Source organism: Pseudomonas sp. D4002 (genome assembly GCF_013385665.1).
Taxonomy (GTDB): domain Bacteria; phylum Pseudomonadota; class Gammaproteobacteria; order Pseudomonadales; family Pseudomonadaceae; genus Aquipseudomonas.
The window spans coordinates 170,246-185,792 of the sequence record NZ_JACAPN010000015.1; the positions used below are offsets into that span (position 1 = coordinate 170,246).

At 59.9% G+C, this 15,547-nt stretch carries 20 protein-coding genes; 10 read left to right on the forward strand and 10 right to left on the reverse strand.

Features of this window, described 5'->3' with window-relative positions; translation table 11 throughout:
- Nucleotides 1-9 precede the first annotated feature (9 nt).
- The 10 genes from HX824_RS08665 to HX824_RS08710 form a co-directional block, all read right to left on the reverse strand.
- Entirely contained in the window at nucleotides 10-282 is a 273-nt protein-coding gene (locus HX824_RS08665; protein WP_003216108.1) for an HPr family phosphocarrier protein, read from the reverse strand.
- 16 nt (nucleotides 283-298) lie between these two features.
- Entirely contained in the window at nucleotides 299-1,156 is an 858-nt protein-coding gene (gene rapZ / locus HX824_RS08670) for an RNase adapter RapZ (RefSeq protein WP_003216111.1), read from the reverse strand.
- A gap of 2 nt (nucleotides 1,157-1,158) precedes the next feature.
- Entirely contained in the window at nucleotides 1,159-1,623 is a 465-nt protein-coding gene (ptsN, locus tag HX824_RS08675) for a PTS IIA-like nitrogen regulatory protein PtsN (protein ID WP_003216114.1), read from the reverse strand.
- A 12-nt stretch (nucleotides 1,624-1,635) separates the two neighbouring features.
- On the reverse strand, nucleotides 1,636-1,941 hold the full coding sequence (hpf, locus tag HX824_RS08680) for a ribosome hibernation-promoting factor, HPF/YfiA family (protein WP_003216115.1): 306 nt from the start codon (nucleotides 1,939-1,941) through the stop codon (nucleotides 1,636-1,638).
- A gap of 75 nt (nucleotides 1,942-2,016) precedes the next feature.
- Complete coding sequence (locus tag HX824_RS08685) at nucleotides 2,017-3,510, reverse strand: RNA polymerase factor sigma-54 (RefSeq protein WP_003216117.1); 1,494 nt, start codon at nucleotides 3,508-3,510, stop codon at nucleotides 2,017-2,019.
- Nucleotides 3,511-3,694: 184 nt separating this feature from the next.
- Entirely contained in the window at nucleotides 3,695-4,420 is a 726-nt protein-coding gene (gene lptB, locus HX824_RS08690; RefSeq protein WP_003216119.1) for an LPS export ABC transporter ATP-binding protein, read from the reverse strand.
- Nucleotides 4,420-4,992, reverse strand: a complete 573-nt coding sequence (gene lptA / locus HX824_RS08695) for a lipopolysaccharide transport periplasmic protein LptA (RefSeq protein ID WP_177054435.1) — start codon at nucleotides 4,990-4,992, stop codon at nucleotides 4,420-4,422. Before lptA ends, lptB begins: the two co-directional genes overlap by 1 nt.
- The gene (gene lptC / locus HX824_RS08700) at nucleotides 4,979-5,551 is read right to left on the reverse strand and encodes an LPS export ABC transporter periplasmic protein LptC (protein ID WP_003216122.1); all 573 of its coding nucleotides are present in this window, start codon (nucleotides 5,549-5,551) and stop codon (nucleotides 4,979-4,981) included. The genes lptA and lptC overlap by 14 nt, the downstream gene beginning before the upstream one ends.
- Nucleotides 5,552-5,559: 8 nt before the next feature.
- Nucleotides 5,560-6,084, reverse strand: coding sequence for an HAD family hydrolase (locus HX824_RS08705; RefSeq protein ID WP_003216124.1), 525 nt, complete (start codon nucleotides 6,082-6,084; stop codon nucleotides 5,560-5,562).
- On the reverse strand, nucleotides 6,085-7,059 hold the full coding sequence (locus tag HX824_RS08710; protein WP_003216126.1) for a KpsF/GutQ family sugar-phosphate isomerase: 975 nt from the start codon (nucleotides 7,057-7,059) through the stop codon (nucleotides 6,085-6,087).
- A 292-nt stretch (nucleotides 7,060-7,351) separates the two neighbouring features.
- Between HX824_RS08710 and HX824_RS08715 the strand changes: the two genes are divergently transcribed.
- From HX824_RS08715 to hisC, 10 genes are all read left to right on the forward strand, one after another.
- Entirely contained in the window at nucleotides 7,352-8,161 is an 810-nt protein-coding gene (locus tag HX824_RS08715) for an ATP-binding cassette domain-containing protein (protein ID WP_003216128.1), read from the forward strand.
- The gene (gene mlaE / locus HX824_RS08720) at nucleotides 8,161-8,958 is read left to right on the forward strand and encodes a lipid asymmetry maintenance ABC transporter permease subunit MlaE (protein WP_003216131.1); all 798 of its coding nucleotides are present in this window, start codon (nucleotides 8,161-8,163) and stop codon (nucleotides 8,956-8,958) included. The genes HX824_RS08715 and mlaE overlap by 1 nt, the downstream gene beginning before the upstream one ends.
- On the forward strand, nucleotides 8,958-9,425 hold the full coding sequence (mlaD, locus tag HX824_RS08725) for an outer membrane lipid asymmetry maintenance protein MlaD (RefSeq protein ID WP_003216133.1): 468 nt from the start codon (nucleotides 8,958-8,960) through the stop codon (nucleotides 9,423-9,425). Before mlaE ends, mlaD begins: the two co-directional genes overlap by 1 nt.
- 11 nt (nucleotides 9,426-9,436) lie before the next feature.
- Nucleotides 9,437-10,090 (forward strand): phospholipid-binding protein MlaC, encoded by a 654-nt coding sequence (locus HX824_RS08730; RefSeq protein WP_003216135.1) that lies wholly within the window; start codon nucleotides 9,437-9,439, stop codon nucleotides 10,088-10,090.
- The gene (locus HX824_RS08735) at nucleotides 10,087-10,392 is read left to right on the forward strand and encodes a lipid asymmetry maintenance protein MlaB (protein ID WP_003216137.1); all 306 of its coding nucleotides are present in this window, start codon (nucleotides 10,087-10,089) and stop codon (nucleotides 10,390-10,392) included. Before HX824_RS08730 ends, HX824_RS08735 begins: the two co-directional genes overlap by 4 nt.
- 114 nt (nucleotides 10,393-10,506) lie before the next feature.
- Nucleotides 10,507-10,746 (forward strand): BolA family protein, encoded by a 240-nt coding sequence (locus HX824_RS08740; protein WP_008434291.1) that lies wholly within the window; start codon nucleotides 10,507-10,509, stop codon nucleotides 10,744-10,746.
- Between the two features lie 23 nt (nucleotides 10,747-10,769).
- The gene (gene murA / locus HX824_RS08745) at nucleotides 10,770-12,035 is read left to right on the forward strand and encodes a UDP-N-acetylglucosamine 1-carboxyvinyltransferase (protein ID WP_003216140.1); all 1,266 of its coding nucleotides are present in this window, start codon (nucleotides 10,770-10,772) and stop codon (nucleotides 12,033-12,035) included.
- A 247-nt stretch (nucleotides 12,036-12,282) separates the two neighbouring features.
- Nucleotides 12,283-12,918 (forward strand): ATP phosphoribosyltransferase, encoded by a 636-nt coding sequence (gene hisG, locus HX824_RS08750; protein ID WP_003188599.1) that lies wholly within the window; start codon nucleotides 12,283-12,285, stop codon nucleotides 12,916-12,918.
- A gap of 127 nt (nucleotides 12,919-13,045) precedes the next feature.
- A complete protein-coding gene (gene hisD / locus HX824_RS08755; RefSeq protein WP_008434283.1) occupies nucleotides 13,046-14,371 on the forward strand; it encodes a histidinol dehydrogenase in 1,326 nt (441 codons plus the stop codon).
- 3 nt (nucleotides 14,372-14,374) lie between these two features.
- Nucleotides 14,375-15,427 (forward strand): histidinol-phosphate transaminase, encoded by a 1,053-nt coding sequence (gene hisC, locus HX824_RS08760; protein ID WP_003216145.1) that lies wholly within the window; start codon nucleotides 14,375-14,377, stop codon nucleotides 15,425-15,427.
- The last annotated feature ends 120 nt before the right edge of the window (nucleotides 15,428-15,547 follow it).

The window sequence follows — 15,547 nt, forward strand, 5'->3', positions numbered from 1 at the left end:
GGCGATTACCTACTCGCCCTCATCAAAGAAATTATTGATCAACGCTACCAGGGCATCCATCGCTTCCTGCTCTTGCTCGCCTTCGGTTTTCAAATGAATCTTCGTGCCCTTGCCCGCAGCCAGCATCATCATGGCCATGATGCTTTTGCCGTCGACCATGGATTCCGGGGTGCGCCCGGCGCGGATCTGGCAAGGGAACTGCCCGGCGACGCCGACGAACTTGGCCGAGGCCCGGGCGTGCAGGCCCAGCTTGTTGATGATTTCAATTTCCAGAGCGGGCATCGCGGGGGTGTTCCTTTCAGCTGAGGTCGCGGTGGCGAACCTGGACGTTCTTGAGGGTTTGTTGCAGCACCTTGCCCAGGCGTTCGGTCAGGTAGACGGATCGGTGGTGGCCGCCGGTGCAGCCAATGGCGATGGTGACATAAGCCCGATTGCTGGCCGCAAAACGCGGCAGCCATTTGAGCAGGTAGCTGGAGATGTCCTGGTACATTTCCTCGACATCCGGTTGCGCCGCCAGGTACTCGGCCACAGGTTGGTCCAGCCCCGACTGATCGCGCAGTTCCGGCTTCCAGTACGGGTTGGGCAGGCAGCGCACATCGAACACCAAGTCGGCATCTACCGGCATGCCGCGCTTGAAACCGAACGACTCGACAAGGAACGCCGTGCCTGGCTCCGGCTGGTTCAGCAGACGCAGCTTGATCGCATCCCGAAGTTGATACAGGTTCAGGCTGGTGGTGTTGATCTTGAGGTCGGCCAGGTCAATGATCGGCCCCAGCAGTTTGGTCTCGTCCTCGATGGCTTCGGCCAGGGAACGATGAGGGCTGCTCAACGGGTGGCGGCGACGGGTTTCGGAGAAGCGCTTGAGCAGGGTCTCTTCGTCGGCGTCCAGGTACAGCACATCGCAATGGATGTGCTTGGCCCGCACTTCTTCGAGCAGTTCAGGAAAGCGTGTGAGGTGGCTGGGCAGGTTGCGGGCGTCGATCGACACGGCGACCAGCGGTTGCGCCAGCTCGGTATGAATCAGCGCGCGTTCCGCCAGTTCCGGTAGCAGGCCGGCGGGCAGGTTGTCGATGCAATAGAAGCCGTTGTCCTCAAGAACATTGAGGGCCGTGCTTTTACCTGAGCCGGAACGGCCGCTGACGATGATCAAACGCATGATTAATGCCCGTTTTGTTCATCCAGGACAACCTGGTAGAGCGCCTCATTGCTTGAGGCACTACGCAGTTTGTCGCGTACGTCCTTGCGGTCGAGCATGCTGGCGATCTGCCGAAGCAGTTCCAGGTGCGCATCAGTGGCAGCTTGCGGGACCAGCAGCACGAACAGCAGGTCGACCGGCGCGCCGTCGATGGCGTCGAAATCGATAGGGGCGTCCAGGTGCAGCAGGGCGCTGACTGGAGACTCACAGCCTTGCAGGCGGCAGTGAGGAATGGCGATGCCGTTGCCAAAGCCGGTGGAGCCGAGCTTTTCACGGGCGATCAGGGCCTCGTACACAGCTTGCGTATCCAGTTCGGGCACTTCGCGGCCGATCAGGTTGGCAATTTGTTCGAGGGCGCGCTTTTTACTGCCGCCCGGCACGTTCACGAGGGAACGGCCGGGGGTCAGGATGGTTTCAAGTCGGATCATGGGTGGGGAGTGTTAGCGGCCAGTGCCTTGAAGAAGGCTCTGCTGCTTTTCCTTATGCTTTTTAAGTTGGCGGTCAAGCTTGTCTGTGAGCAAGTCGATTGATGCATACATGTCTTCATGTTCGGCATTGGCGACCACTTCGCCACCGGGTATCTGAAGTGTCGCTTCGATTTTCTGCTGAAGCTTGTCGACCTTCATGATGACCTGAACGTTGGTGATCTTGTCGAAATGGCCCTCAAGCTTCTTCAGCTTCAGCTCGACGTATTCGCGCAATGGAGGGGTGACTTCTACATGGTGTCCACTGATGTTGACTTGCATACAGCTTCTCCTTCGTTGCCAGTGCATAAAGCGGCGGGTAGGAATACCCGCCACTGGAACGCTATGGCCCGCCCGTCACATTAAACGCTTACGCTCGCTGGAAGGCGCGATCCCTAGGGACTCGCGGTACTTGGCGACGGTTCGACGGGCGACCTGAATGCCTTGTGCCTCCAGTAAACCAGCGATCTTGCTGTCACTCAACGGCTTTTTCTGATTTTCCGCGGCAACCAGTTTTTTGATGATCGCGCGGATCGCCGTGGACGAGCATTCGCCGCCTTCGGAGGTGCTGACGTGGCTGGAGAAAAAGTATTTCAGCTCATATATACCCCGTGGGGTATGCATGAATTTTTGCGTGGTCACCCGGGAAATCGTTGATTCGTGCATGCCCACCGCCTCGGCGATGTCGTGCAGTACCAGCGGCTTCATTGCTTCATCGCCGTATTCCAGGAAGCCGCGCTGGTGCTCGACGATCTGGGTGGCGACTTTCATCAGGGTTTCGTTGCGGCTTTGCAGGCTCTTGATGAACCAGCGGGCTTCCTGCAGTTGGTTACGCATGAAGGTGTTATCGGCGCTGGTGTCGGCGCGGCGCACAAAACCTGCGTATTGCGGATTGACCCGCAGGCGCGGCACCGATTCCTGGTTCAGCTCCACCAGCCAGCGTTCGTTGTCCTTGCGCACAATCACGTCGGGCACGACATATTCGGCTTCGCTGGACTCGATCTGCGAGCCCGGGCGTGGGTTGAGGCTCTGCACCAGCTCGATGATCTGGCGCAGGTCATCTTCCTTGAGCTTCATGCGGCGCATCAGCTGGCTGTAGTCGCGGCTGCCCAGCAGGTCGATGTAGTCGGTGACCAGGCGCTGCGCTTCGCTCAGCCAAGGCGTCTTGGCCGGCAATTGGCGCAGTTGCAGCAGCAGGCACTCGCTGAGGTTGCGGGCGCCGATGCCGGCCGGCTCGAATTGCTGGATGCGGTGCAGGACGGCTTCGATTTCGTCCAGTTCGATGTCCAGTTCCGGGTCGAACGCCTCGAGGATCTCCTCAAGGGTCTCGTCCAGGTAGCCCTGGTTGTTGATGCAATCGATCAGGGTCACGGCGATCAGGCGATCGGTATCGGACATCGGTGCCAGGTTCAGCTGCCAGAGCAAATGGCTTTGCAGGCTCTCGCCGGCTGATGTGCGGGTGGTGAAGTCCCACTCGTCGTCATCGTTGCTGGGCAGGCTGCTGGCGCTGGTCTGGTAGACGTCTTCCCAGGCGGTATCCACGGGAAGTTCGTTGGGAATGCGTTCGTTCCATTCGCCTTCCTCAAGGTTATCCACCGTGGGGGCGGTTTCCTGATAGGAGGGTTCCTGTACGTCGGGGTTGGGCTTTTGCTCGATGTTGTCGGCCAGCGGGTCTGCATTATCGAAGTCGTCGCCTTCTTCCTGGCGTTCGAGCATCGGATTGGACTCCAGGGCCTCCTGGATTTCCTGTTGCAGGTCCAGGGTCGACAATTGGAGCAGGCGGATGGCCTGTTGCAGCTGCGGTGTCATCGTCAGCTGCTGGCCCATTCTCAGGACTAGCGATGGTTTCATGGCAGGGGCTTAACACCTTATTCGCCGGCGCAATGCGCCATCCACGACAGGGCGCGTGAGCGCCAAACATAAGCAAATTATATGCCTGATATCGGGGGCTTTGCCTAGAGCGCGGTAACAATAAAAATACTGAGGTTTTTATTGACTACCGCGCTCCATGGCGAATGGCCTGATACCACCGTGTTTACAGGCGGAACTCGTGACCCAGATACACTTCCTTGACCAGTTCGTTGGCCAGGATAGTGGCAGAGTCACCTTCGGCAATCAGCTGTCCATCGTTGACGATGTAGGCGGTTTCGCAGATATCGAGTGTCTCACGGACGTTGTGGTCGGTGATCAATACACCGATGCCCTTGGCCTTGAGATGATGGATGATCTGCTTGATGTCGCCGACCGAGATCGGGTCGACACCGGCGAAAGGTTCGTCCAGCAGGATGAACTTGGGCGCCGTGGCCAGCGCGCGGGCGATTTCCACACGACGACGCTCGCCGCCGGAAAGGCTCATGCCGAGGTTGTCGCGAATGTGGTTGATGTGGAATTCCTGCAGCAGGCTTTCCAGCTCTTTCTTGCGCCCGGCGCGGTCGAGTTCCTTGCGGGTCTCGAGGATGGCCATGATGTTGTCGGAAACCGACAGTTTGCGGAAGATCGATGCTTCCTGGGGAAGATAGCCGATACCCGCCTGCGCACGGCCGTGCATAGGCTGGTGGCTCACGTCCAGGTCGTCGATCAGGACGCGGCCTTGATCGGCCTGCACCAGGCCGACGATCATGTAGAAGCAGGTGGTCTTGCCGGCACCGTTGGGGCCGAGCAAGCCGACGATCTGGCCGCTGTCGATCGACAGGCTGACGTCACGCACGACCTGACGGCTTTTATAAGCCTTGGCCAGATGCTGGGCTTTCAGGGTTGCCATTAATTCGCCTTCTTCGCGTCGGGTTTCGGCGCCGGCTGGGCTGCGCCCGGTTTCTGCTTCGGCTGGATAACCATGTCGATACGCGGCTTCGGCGTGCTGATTTTCGAGCCGGTAGCACGGCCGGCCTGGGCGATCTGCTTCACCGTGTCGTAGACGATTTTTTCGCCGTCGGTGGTGTTGCCGTCATTGATGACCCGGGCCTGGTCGATCAGCACGATGCGGTTTTGCTGGGCGTGGTACTGGATCGTCTTGCCATAGCCTCTGACCGGCGTAGGGTCGCCCACTTTCTGCAGTTGTTCGAAATACGCCAGGTTGCCCACCGAAGTGACCACGTCGATATCGCCTGCCGGGGTACGAGTCAGTGTCACGGTGTTACCCGTCACTTTCATCGAGCCCTGGGTGATGATCACGCTGCCCGTGTAGGTCGCGATACCTTGCTTGTCATCCAGCTGCGCATCGTCAGCCTGAATGTGGATCGGTTGCTGGCTATCGTTCGGCAGAGCCCAGGCGCTCACGCTTCCCAGTGCTGCGCCCAGGCCGAGCAAAATAGGGAGGGTTTTAACGAGCCTCATACTGTCCTCTTACGTTCGATAGCAGGTGTATCCTGCTTTCTTTCAAATACGCTTTCATTCCCTTGCCAGTCGATACACCGCCAGCGCCGTCAATTCTAACGTCTTGCTCGGTCTGCGCATATTGCTTCTGTGGGAATACGGTCATGCGACTGCTGGTAATAATGGTGTCGCGGTTCTTGGCGTCAGTGCGGGCTACCCGCACCGAGTCAATCAGTTCCACTTGGGTGCCGTCCGGGTTGACCTCGCCACGCTCGCTGGTGACGTGCCACGGAAATTCGGCGCCGCGGTACAGGTTCATGTCCGGCTTGGTCAGCAAAGTGACCTCGGATGCCTTCAAGTGTTCGACCTTGTCGGAGGTCATTTCATACTGGACCTTGCCATCGGGCAGGTACTGGATGCTGTGGGCGTTGATGGCGTAATAGTCGATAGCACTCTCGTCAACCTGTGCAACCGGCTTGTCGAGGAAGCGCTCCGGGCTGATATTCCAGTAGCCGACCGCGAGGAAAACCGCGGCGATGACTGCAAGTATCAGGAAATTGCGAATCTTTTTACTCAGCATAAAACGCTCTATAGGTAGGCGGCGTGGGCCGCTTCAAGGCTGCCTTGGGCGCGCAGAATCAACTCGCAGAACTCGCGGGCGGCGCCTTCGCCGCCGCGGGCGGTGGTTACACCATGGGCGTGTTCGCGAACGAACGCCGCCGCATTGGCCACGGCCATGCCCAGGCCGACCCGGCGAATCACCGGCAGGTCGGGTAAATCGTCACCCAGGTACGCAACCTGCTCATAGCTTAGGTTGAGTTGGCCAAGAAGCTCGTCCAGAACCACCAGTTTATCCTCGCGGCCCTGATACAGGTGAGGAATACCCAGGTTTTGTGCGCGGCGTTCCACAACCGGGGTCTTGCGACCGCTGATGATGCCGGTTTGCACGCCCGCCGCCATCAGCATCTTGATGCCCTGGCCGTCGAGGGTGTTGAACGTCTTGAATTCGCTGCCGTCTTCCAGGAAGTACAGGCGGCCATCCGTCAGCACACCGTCGACGTCGAAAATCGCCAGCTTGATGTGCTTGCCCCGTTGCATCAGGTCGGTGGTCATCTACATCACTCCCGCACGCAGCAAGTCGTGCATGTTCAGGGCGCCAACCGGACGGTCGTCGCTGTCGACCACCACCAGCGCCAGGATCTTGTGGTCTTCCATGATCTTCAGTGCTTCGGCCGCGAGCATGTCAGGGCGTGCGGTCTTGCCGTGAGGCGTCATGACTTCGTCGATGGTGGCGGTCTGGATGTCGAGGTTGCGGTCCAGGGTGCGGCGCAGGTCGCCGTCGGTGAAGACCCCGGCCAGCCGCCCGTCGGACTCCAGGATTACGGTCATGCCCAGGCGCTTGAGGGTCATTTCCATCAAGGCATCTTTCAGCAAGGTGCCGCGTGGCACTTGTGGCAGCTCGTCGCCGGCGTGCATGACGTTTTCCACTTTCAGCAGCAGGCGACGGCCAAGGGCGCCGCCCGGGTGGGAAAACGCGAAGTCTTCGGCGGTAAACCCGCGGGCTTCCAGCAATGCCACGGCCAGCGCATCGCCCATGACCAGGGCGGCGGTGGTGGAGGAGGTCGGTGCCAGGTTCAGCGGGCAGGCCTCGTGGGCAACGTGCACGTTCAAATTCACTTCGGCGGCTTTTGCCAGCGTCGAGTCCGGGTTGCCGGTCACGCTGATCAGCTGGATACCCAGGCGCTTGATCAGCGGCAGCAGGGTCACGATTTCGTTGGTGGTGCCGGAGTTGGACAGTGCCAGGATGATGTCGTCCCGGGTGATCATGCCCATGTCGCCGTGGCTGGCTTCGGCCGGATGCACGAAGAACGCGGTGGTCCCGGTGCTCGCCAGGGTGGCGGCGATCTTGTTGCCGACATGCCCGGATTTGCCCATGCCGACCACCACTACGCGGCCCTTGCTGGCCAGAATCATCTCGCAGGCGCGCACGAAATCCGCGTCGATATGGGCCAGCAAGCCTTCTACGGCTTCAAGCTCGAGGCGGATGGTGCGTTGTGCGGATTGAATAAGGTCGCTGGATTGGCTCATGTCTGAAATCGTATAGCCTGACGAAAAGTCGGCGATTATAACGGTAATGATCAATTCCCTCACACAAGTTCGTCAGGCTTTATTCAATCCACCTGTGGTTGAGATTGAACCTCAGCCAGGATTTTTTAGCTGTCCTGTTTCTGAACAAGCTCTGTTCCGGCCTTGGGGGCGCTGTACCAGCAGTGATATAGTTCGCGGCCAGTTCGGTCCGCACGGCCTTTTTGTCTATTCGGCGCAAGCATTTGTCGAAAACAAAGTGTCTGAGTGAAAGGCTGCATCCCAAGGAGTTTAGATGAGTGCCGATAACGCCTACGCGGTCGAGCTGAAGGGCCTTTCCTTCAAGCGCGGTACGCGCAGCATCTTCAATAATGTGGATATTCGCATTCCCCGCGGCAAAGTCACGGGCATCATGGGGCCTTCCGGCTGCGGCAAGACTACGCTGCTGCGCCTGATGGGCATGCAATTGCGCCCCTCCGCCGGTGAAGTCTGGGTCAATGGCCAGAACTTGCCGACCCTTTCGCGCAGTGACCTGTTCGATGCCCGCAAACACATGGGCGTCCTGTTCCAGAGCGGCGCGTTGTTTACCGATCTCGATGTTTTCGAAAACGTGGCGTTCCCGCTGCGGGTGCATACACAGCTGTCCGATGAAATGATTCGTGACATTGTGTTGCTGAAATTGCAGGCCGTCGGGCTGCGCGGTGCTATCGATTTGATGCCCGACGAGTTGTCCGGAGGCATGAAGCGTCGTGTCGCCCTGGCGCGTGCCATCGCCCTCGACCCGCAGATTCTCATGTACGACGAGCCTTTCGTTGGCCAGGACCCGATTGCCATGGGGGTGCTGGTACGCCTGATCCGCCTGCTCAATGATGCGTTGGGTATCACCAGTATCGTGGTTTCCCACGACCTGGCCGAGACCGCGAGCATTGCCGACTACCTATATGTAGTGGGCGATGGCCAGGTGCTGGGGCAGGGCACGCCTGAAGAACTGATGAACGCAGACAACCCGCGCATTCGCCAATTCATGACCGGCGATCCCGATGGCCCGGTGCCTTTTCACTTTCCGGCAGCGGACTACCGCTCAGATCTTCTGGGGAAGCGCTGATGCGCAAGACATCATTACTCGAAAAGGTTCGCCTTTTCGGTCGCTCCGGCATCGATATCATCGGTGTGCTGGGGCGTTCGACGATTTTCCTGTTTCATGCCTTGCTCGGCCGCGGCGGTATTGGCGGCGGTTTCGGCCTGCTGATCAAGCAACTGCACTCCGTGGGCGTGATGTCCCTGGTGATCATCGTGGTCTCCGGGGTGTTCATCGGCATGGTGCTGGCGCTGCAAGGCTTCAATATCCTCTCCAGCTACGGGTCCGAGCAGGCTGTTGGGCAGATGGTTGCCCTGACGCTGTTGCGTGAGTTGGGCCCGGTGGTGACCGCTCTCCTGTTTGCCGGGCGTGCCGGTTCGGCGCTGACGGCCGAAATCGGCAACATGAAGGCCACCGAACAGCTGTCCAGCCTGGAAATGATCGGTGTCGATCCGCTCAAGTACATTGTTGCCCCGCGTCTGTGGGCCGGCTTCATTTCCCTGCCACTGCTGGCGATGGTGTTCAGCGTGGTGGGAATCTGGGGCGGTTCCTGGGTCGCGGTTGACTGGCTGGGGGTCTATGACGGCTCCTACTGGGGCAATATGCAAAACAGCGTGACCTTCAGCGGCGACGTGCTCAACGGCATCATTAAAAGCATCGTCTTCGCCTTTGTAGTGACCTGGATCGCCGTATTCCAAGGCTATGACTGTGAGCCCACCTCAGAAGGGATCAGTCGCGCCACCACCAAGACCGTTGTGTACGCCTCACTGGCGGTACTGGGCCTTGACTTCATTTTGACCGCCTTGATGTTTGGAGATTTCTGATGCAAAACCGCACTGTGGAAATCGGTGTCGGCCTTTTCTTGCTGGCTGGCATCCTGGCTTTACTGTTGCTCGCCCTGCGAGTCAGCGGCCTATCGGCCAGCCCCACCGCCGATACTTATAAACTTTACGCCTACTTCGACAATATCGCCGGTTTGACTGTCAGAGCTAAAGTGACCATGGCGGGTGTAACCATCGGCAAGGTCACGGCAATCGATCTGGACCGCGACAGCTTCACCGGCCGTGTGACCATGCAGGTGGACAAGAAGGTAGATAACCTGCCGACTGACTCCACTGCGTCTATCCTCACCGCTGGCCTGCTGGGCGAGAAGTACATCGGCATCAGCGTCGGCGGGGAATCTGCCCTGCTCAAGGATGGTTCGACCATTCATGACACACAGTCGTCGTTGGTGCTGGAGGACTTGATCGGTAAATTCCTGCTCAATACCGTCAATAAAGACGCCAAATGAGGAATGTGTTCATGATCTCTACTTTGCGACGTGGCCTGTTGGTACTGCTCGCGGCACTGCCGTTGATGGCTAACGCCGCTGCTGGCGGCTCTGCACATGACCTGGTGCAGGACACCACCAACAAGATGTTGGCTGACCTGAGTGCCAACAAGGAAAAGTACAAGCAGGACCCGAGTCAGTTCTATAACGCGCTGAACACGATTGTCGGGCCTGTTGTCGATGCTGAAGGTATTTCCAAAAGCATCATGACCGTCAAGTACTCGCGCAAGGCTACGCCTGCGCAGATGCAGACATTCCAGGAAAATTTCAAGAAGGGCTTGTTCCAGTTCTACGGCAATGCCCTGCTGGAGTACAACAACCAGGGGATTACCGTCGCCCCTGCCGGGGATGAGTCGGGTGACCGCACCAGCGTCAACATGAGCGTCAAGGGCAACAACGGCGCGGTCTACCCTGTGCAGTACACGCTCGAGAAGGTCAACGGCGAGTGGAAACTGCGTAACGTGATCATCAACGGCATCAACATTGGCAAGCTGTTCCGTGACCAGTTCGCGGATGCCATGCAGCGCAATGGCAACGACCTGGACAAAACCATCAACGGTTGGGCTGGTGAAGTGGCCAAGGCCAAGGAAGAAACCGACAAAGCTGCCGGGAAGCCTGCCCAATGACCGAGTCGGCCATTCGCCTTGGCGAGTCCGGTGAGCTGTTGCTCAGCGGCGTGCTGGATTACAGCACTGGACCCGCCCTGCGCAAGCAGGGCCAGGCGCTGATCAATGCCAGTACCGCTCCTGCGCTGGTGCTGGATTGCTCGGCGGTGGTGAAGTCCAGCAGCGTCGGCTTGTCGTTGCTGCTGTGTTTCATGCGCGATGCGCAGGCCGTCAAAAAGCCGGTGAGCATTCGTGCATTGCCCGAAGACATGCGTGAAATCGCTGAGGTTTCCGGTCTGACCGAGCTGTTGGCGCATCCTTAATACACATTATTAAAGAAGCCCCCCGTCAGAGTCCTGCTATGCGGGGTTCGCAGGCGCGGGGCTTTTTTGTATGATGTGCGACCCGCGCGCACTGGGCGCCCATAGAGGTTGATCATGCAGGCCCTAGAAGTTAAAAGCTTCCTTGAAGGAAAGCTGCCCGAAACTAATGTTGAAGTTGAGGGCGAAGGCTGCAATTTCCAGCTGAACGTGATTAGCGATGAACTGGCGGCATTGAGCCCGGTCAAGCGTCAGCAGCAGATCTATGCCCATTTGAACCCGTGGATCACCGATGGCAGCATCCATGCGGTCACTATGAAATTTTTCAGCCGCGCGGCCTGGGCCGAGCGCACCTGAGCCCCCAAGGCGTCGAGATTCTTATGGATAAATTGATTATTACCGGCGGTGCTCGTCTTGATGGCGAGATCCGTATTTCCGGGGCGAAGAACTCCGCCCTGCCGATCCTGGCAGCGACCTTGCTGTGCGATGGCCCGGTTACCGTGGCCAACCTGCCGCACCTGCATGACATCACCACCATGATCGAGTTGTTCGGTCGCATGGGCATCGAGCCGGTGATCGACGAGAAACTCAGCGTCGAAATCGACCCGCGCACCATCAAGACCCTGATCGCACCGTACGAGCTGGTGAAAACCATGCGCGCCTCGATCCTGGTACTGGGCCCGATGGTTGCCCGGTTCGGCGAAGCCGAAGTCGCACTGCCTGGCGGTTGCGCCATCGGTTCGCGTCCGGTGGACCTGCACATCCGTGGCCTCGAAGCCATGGGTGCAACCATTGACGTCGAAGGCGGCTACATCAAGGCCAAGGCGCCGGAAGGCGGCCTGCGTGGCGCAAACTTCTTCTTTGATACCGTCAGTGTGACCGGTACCGAGAACATCATGATGGCCGCTGCCCTGGCCAATGGCCGCAGCGTGCTGCAAAACGCCGCGCGCGAGCCGGAAGTGGTCGACCTGGCCAACTTCCTGATCGCCATGGGTGCCAACATCACCGGCGCCGGCACCGACACCATCACCATTGATGGCGTGAAACGCCTGCATTCGGCTACCTACAAGGTGATGCCGGACCGCATCGAGACCGGTACCTACCTGGTCGCTGCTGCCGTCACCGGTGGCCGTGTCAAGGTCAAGGACACTGATCCGACCATCCTCGAAGCCGTCCTGGAAAAACTCAAGGAAGCCGGCGCCGAGATCACCACCGGTGAAGACTGGATCGAGCTGAACATGCATGGCAAGCGGCCAAAAGCCGTTAACGTGCGTACCGCTCCGTACCCGGCGTTCCCGACCGACATGCAGGCGCAGTTCATTTCCCTGAACGCGATTGCCGAAGGCACCGGTGCCGTGATCGAGACCATCTTCGAAAACCGCTTCATGCACGTGTACGAGCTGCACCGCATGGGCGCCAAGATCCAGGTCGAAGGCAACACCGCCATCGTGACCGGTATCGAGAAGCTCAAGGGCGCGCCAGTGATGGCTACCGACCTGCGTGCCTCCGCCAGCCTGGTGATCTCGGCGTTGTGCGCTGACGGCGACACCCTCATCGACCGCATCTACCACATAGACCGTGGTTACGAGTGCATCGAAGAGAAGCTGCAGATGCTCGGCGCGAAAATCCGCCGCGTACCGGGCTAGTTCCAGGAACTGCAAACACGTTCATTGTGGCGAGGGAGCTTGCTCCCGCTGGACTGCGCAGCAGTCCCAGTCTTTTTAAACAAAGATCAGGGCCGCTTCGCGCCCCAGCGGGAGCAAGCTCCCTCGCCACATGACGATGTATGCTGTTAGCTGATTTGTTTCAAGTCGAGGCTGTAATGGCCTCGATCTGTGTCTGGCGCCGATTGCGACCGGACAGCAATAGCCTGATGAAGGACTGACGTTTCCCATGTTGACCATCGCACTGTCCAAGGGCCGCATCCTTGACGACACTTTGCCGCTTCTGGCTGAAGCGGGCATCGTGCCGACCGAGAATCCGGACAAGAGCCGCAAGCTGATCATCCCCACGACCCAGGACGACGTTCGCCTGCTGATCGTGCGTGCCACCGATGTGCCAACCTACGTTGAACATGGCGCGGCCGACCTCGGCGTCGCTGGCAAAGACGTGTTGATGGAATATGGCGGCCAGGGCCTGTACGAGCCGCTGGACCTGCGTATCGCCCTGTGCAAGCTGATGACCGCCGGCCGTGTCGGTGACGTCGAGCCTAAAGGCCGCCTGCGGGTGGCGACCAAGTTCGTCAACGTTGCCAAGCGTTACTACGCCGAGCAAGGCCGCCAGGTCGACATCATCAAGCTTTACGGCTCGATGGAGCTGGCACCGCTGATCGGCCTGGCCGACAAGATCATCGACGTGGTCGACACCGGCAACACCCTGCGCGCCAACGGCCTGGAGCCCCAGGACTTTATCGCCGACATCAGCTCCCGGCTGATCGTCAACAAAGCTTCGATGAAAATGCAGCACGCCCGTATCCAGGCGTTGATCGACACCCTGCGCAAGGCAGTGGAGTCTCGACACCGCGGTTGACTCACCCGCGCGGCCCCAAGCCGCGCCCGTCTATCCGCCTCATAGCCAGAATTCTCAGGTGCCCAAGCGGATCGACTGCTAACTTTCGGCGCCTGAGCATTTTTGCCATTCCTATGAGGCCCTCGCTATGACCACGTCCACTGCAATTGCCCGACTCAACGCTGCCGACCCGGATTTCGCCCATCATCTGGATCATCTGCTGAGCTGGGAAAGCGTGTCCGACGATTCGGTCAACCAGCGGGTGCTCGACATCATCAAGGCCGTGCGCGAGCGCGGTGACGCGGCGCTGGTTGATTTTACCCGGCAGTTCGATGGCCTGGATGTCGCCTCCATGGCCGACCTGATCCTGCCCCGCGAACGCCTGGAACTGGCCTTGACCCGCATCACCGCGCCCCAGCGCGAAGCCCTGGAAGTGGCGGCCGCGCGGGTGCGCAGCTACCACGAGAAACAGAAACAGGATTCCTGGAGCTACACCGAGGCCGACGGCACCGTACTGGGCCAGAAGGTCACGCCGCTGGACCGTGCCGGCCTGTACGTGCCGGGCGGCAAAGCGTCGTACCCGTCCTCGGTACTGATGAACGCGATTCCGGCCAAGGTGGCCGGCGTGACCGAAGTGGTCATGGTGGTGCCTACCCCGCGCGGCGAAATCAACGAACTGGTGCTGGCAGCGGCCTGCATCGCGGGCGTTGATCGCGTGTTCACCATCGGTGGCGCCCAAGCGGTAGCGGCCCTGGCCTACGGTACCGAAAGCGTGCCGAAGGTCGACAAGGTGGTTGGCCCGGGCAACATCTACGTGGCCACGGCCAAGCGCCATGTATTTGGCCAGGTCGGCATCGACATGATCGCCGGCCCTTCGGAAATCCTCGTGGTGTGTGACGGCCAGACCGACCCGGACTGGATCGCCATGGACCTGTTCTCCCAGGCCGAGCACGACGAAGACGCCCAGGCGATCCTCGTCAGCCCGGATGCCGAATTCCTGGACAAGGTCGCCGCCAGCATCGCCAAGCTGCTGCCGACCATGGAGCGCGCCGAGATCATCGAGAAGTCGATCAATGGCCGTGGCGCCCTGATCCTGGTCCGCGACATGGAGCAGGCCATCGAAGTGGCCAACCGTATCGCCCCGGAACACCTGGAGTTGTCCGTCGCCGACCCACAAGCCTGGCTGCCGCTGATTCGCCACGCCGGCGCGATCTTCATGGGCCGCCACACCAGCGAAGCCCTGGGCGACTACTGCGCAGGTCCCAACCACGTGCTGCCCACGTCGGGCACTGCGCGGTTCTCCTCGCCGCTGGGCGTGTATGACTTCCAGAAGCGCTCGTCGATCATCTTCTGCTCGCCAGAGGGCGCGTCGGAGTTGGGCAAGACCGCTTCCGTGCTGGCCCGTGGCGAGTCGCTGACCGCCCACGCCCGCAGCGCCGAATACCGCATCGTTGACGATAAGCAGGGGAACTGAAACATGAGCAAATTCTGGAGCCCGCTCGTCAAGGATCTCGTGCCTTACGTGCCCGGTGAGCAACCGAAGCTGACCAAGCTGGTAAAACTCAACACCAATGAAAACCCCTACGGCCCATCGCCCAAGGCGCTGGCTGCCATGCAGGCCGAGCTGAACGACAATCTGCGTTTGTACCCGGACCCCAACAGCGACCTGCTCAAGCAGGCGGTGGCCAAGTACTACGGGATCGACGCGGGCAAGGTGTTCCTCGGCAACGGCTCCGATGAAGTCCTGGCGCACATCTTCCACGGTTTGTTCCAGCACGACCTGCCGCTGCTGTTCCCGGACATCAGCTACAGCTTCTACCCGGTGTACTGCGGCCTGTACCGCATTGCCTTCGACGCAGTGCCGCTGGATGAACAGTTCCAGATCCGCGTGTCGGACTACGCCAGGCCCAACGGCGGGATCATCTTCCCGAACCCGAACGCGCCGACCGGTTGCGTGATGGCGCTGGACGCCGTGGAGCAAATCCTCAAGGCCAGCCCGGACTCGGTGGTGGTGGTCGATGAAGCCTATATCGACTTCGGCGGCGAGACCGCCATCAGCCTGGTGGACCGTTACCCGAACCTGCTGGTGACCCAGACCCTCTCCAAGTCGCGCTCCCTGGCCGGTTTGCGGGTGGGCCTGGCCGTGGGCCACCCGGACCTGATCGAGGCGCTGGAGCGGGTCAAGAACAGCTTCAACTCCTACCCGCTGGACCGTCTGGCGATTGTCGGCGCGGCCGCCGCTTTTGAAGACCGCGAATACTTCCGGAACACCTGCAAGTTGGTGATCGATAGCCGTGAAAAGCTGGTGGCGCAACTGCAGGCCAAGGGGTTTGAAGTACTGCCGTCGGCGGCCAACTTCATCTTTGCCCGGCATCCAGGGCACGACGCTGCCGGGCTGGCGGCCAAGGTGCGGGAGCAGGGGGTGATTGTGCGGCACTTCAAGCAGGAGCGGATTGCCCAGTTCCTGCGGATCAGTATTGGCACGCCGGAGCAGAACCAGGCGCTGATCGATGCGTTGGGCGAGCTGTAAGCCACACTGAAACTCAAAAAATGTGGGAGCGGGCTTGCTCGCGAATGCGGTGGTTCAGTCACTGATGTGCTGAATGACACACTGCATTCGCGAGCAAGCCCGCTCCCACATTGGTTTTGC

Bases quoted from the DNA above. Each gene is read 5' to 3' on its own strand.
- HX824_RS08740 (WP_008434291.1), top strand. From the start codon at position 10,507: ATGCAGGCCCTAGAAGTTAAAAGCTTCCTTGAAGGAAAGCTGCCCGAA.
- HX824_RS08735 (WP_003216137.1), top strand. From the start codon at position 10,087: ATGACCGAGTCGGCCATTCGCCTTGGCGAGTCCGGTGAGCTGTTGCTC.
- rapZ (WP_003216111.1), bottom strand. From the start codon at position 1,156: ATGCGTTTGATCATCGTCAGCGGCCGTTCCGGCTCAGGTAAAAGCACG.
- lptA (WP_177054435.1), bottom strand. From the start codon at position 4,992: ATGAGGCTCGTTAAAACCCTCCCTATTTTGCTCGGCCTGGGCGCAGCA.
- ptsN (WP_003216114.1), bottom strand. From the start codon at position 1,623: ATGATCCGACTTGAAACCATCCTGACCCCCGGCCGTTCCCTCGTGAAC.
- HX824_RS08665 (WP_003216108.1), bottom strand. From the start codon at position 282: ATGCCCGCTCTGGAAATTGAAATCATCAACAAGCTGGGCCTGCACGCC.
- hisD (WP_008434283.1), top strand. From the start codon at position 13,046: ATGACCACGTCCACTGCAATTGCCCGACTCAACGCTGCCGACCCGGAT.
- HX824_RS08685 (WP_003216117.1), bottom strand. From the start codon at position 3,510: ATGAAACCATCGCTAGTCCTGAGAATGGGCCAGCAGCTGACGATGACA.
- hisC (WP_003216145.1), top strand. From the start codon at position 14,375: ATGAGCAAATTCTGGAGCCCGCTCGTCAAGGATCTCGTGCCTTACGTG.
- lptB (WP_003216119.1), bottom strand. From the start codon at position 4,420: ATGGCAACCCTGAAAGCCCAGCATCTGGCCAAGGCTTATAAAAGCCGT.
- lptC (WP_003216122.1), bottom strand. From the start codon at position 5,551: ATGCTGAGTAAAAAGATTCGCAATTTCCTGATACTTGCAGTCATCGCC.
- hpf (WP_003216115.1), bottom strand. From the start codon at position 1,941: ATGCAAGTCAACATCAGTGGACACCATGTAGAAGTCACCCCTCCATTG.
- HX824_RS08715 (WP_003216128.1), top strand. From the start codon at position 7,352: ATGAGTGCCGATAACGCCTACGCGGTCGAGCTGAAGGGCCTTTCCTTC.
- HX824_RS08710 (WP_003216126.1), bottom strand. From the start codon at position 7,059: ATGAGCCAATCCAGCGACCTTATTCAATCCGCACAACGCACCATCCGC.
- HX824_RS08705 (WP_003216124.1), bottom strand. From the start codon at position 6,084: ATGACCACCGACCTGATGCAACGGGGCAAGCACATCAAGCTGGCGATT.
- mlaD (WP_003216133.1), top strand. From the start codon at position 8,958: ATGCAAAACCGCACTGTGGAAATCGGTGTCGGCCTTTTCTTGCTGGCT.
- hisG (WP_003188599.1), top strand. From the start codon at position 12,283: ATGTTGACCATCGCACTGTCCAAGGGCCGCATCCTTGACGACACTTTG.
- mlaE (WP_003216131.1), top strand. From the start codon at position 8,161: ATGCGCAAGACATCATTACTCGAAAAGGTTCGCCTTTTCGGTCGCTCC.
- murA (WP_003216140.1), top strand. From the start codon at position 10,770: ATGGATAAATTGATTATTACCGGCGGTGCTCGTCTTGATGGCGAGATC.
- HX824_RS08730 (WP_003216135.1), top strand. From the start codon at position 9,437: ATGATCTCTACTTTGCGACGTGGCCTGTTGGTACTGCTCGCGGCACTG.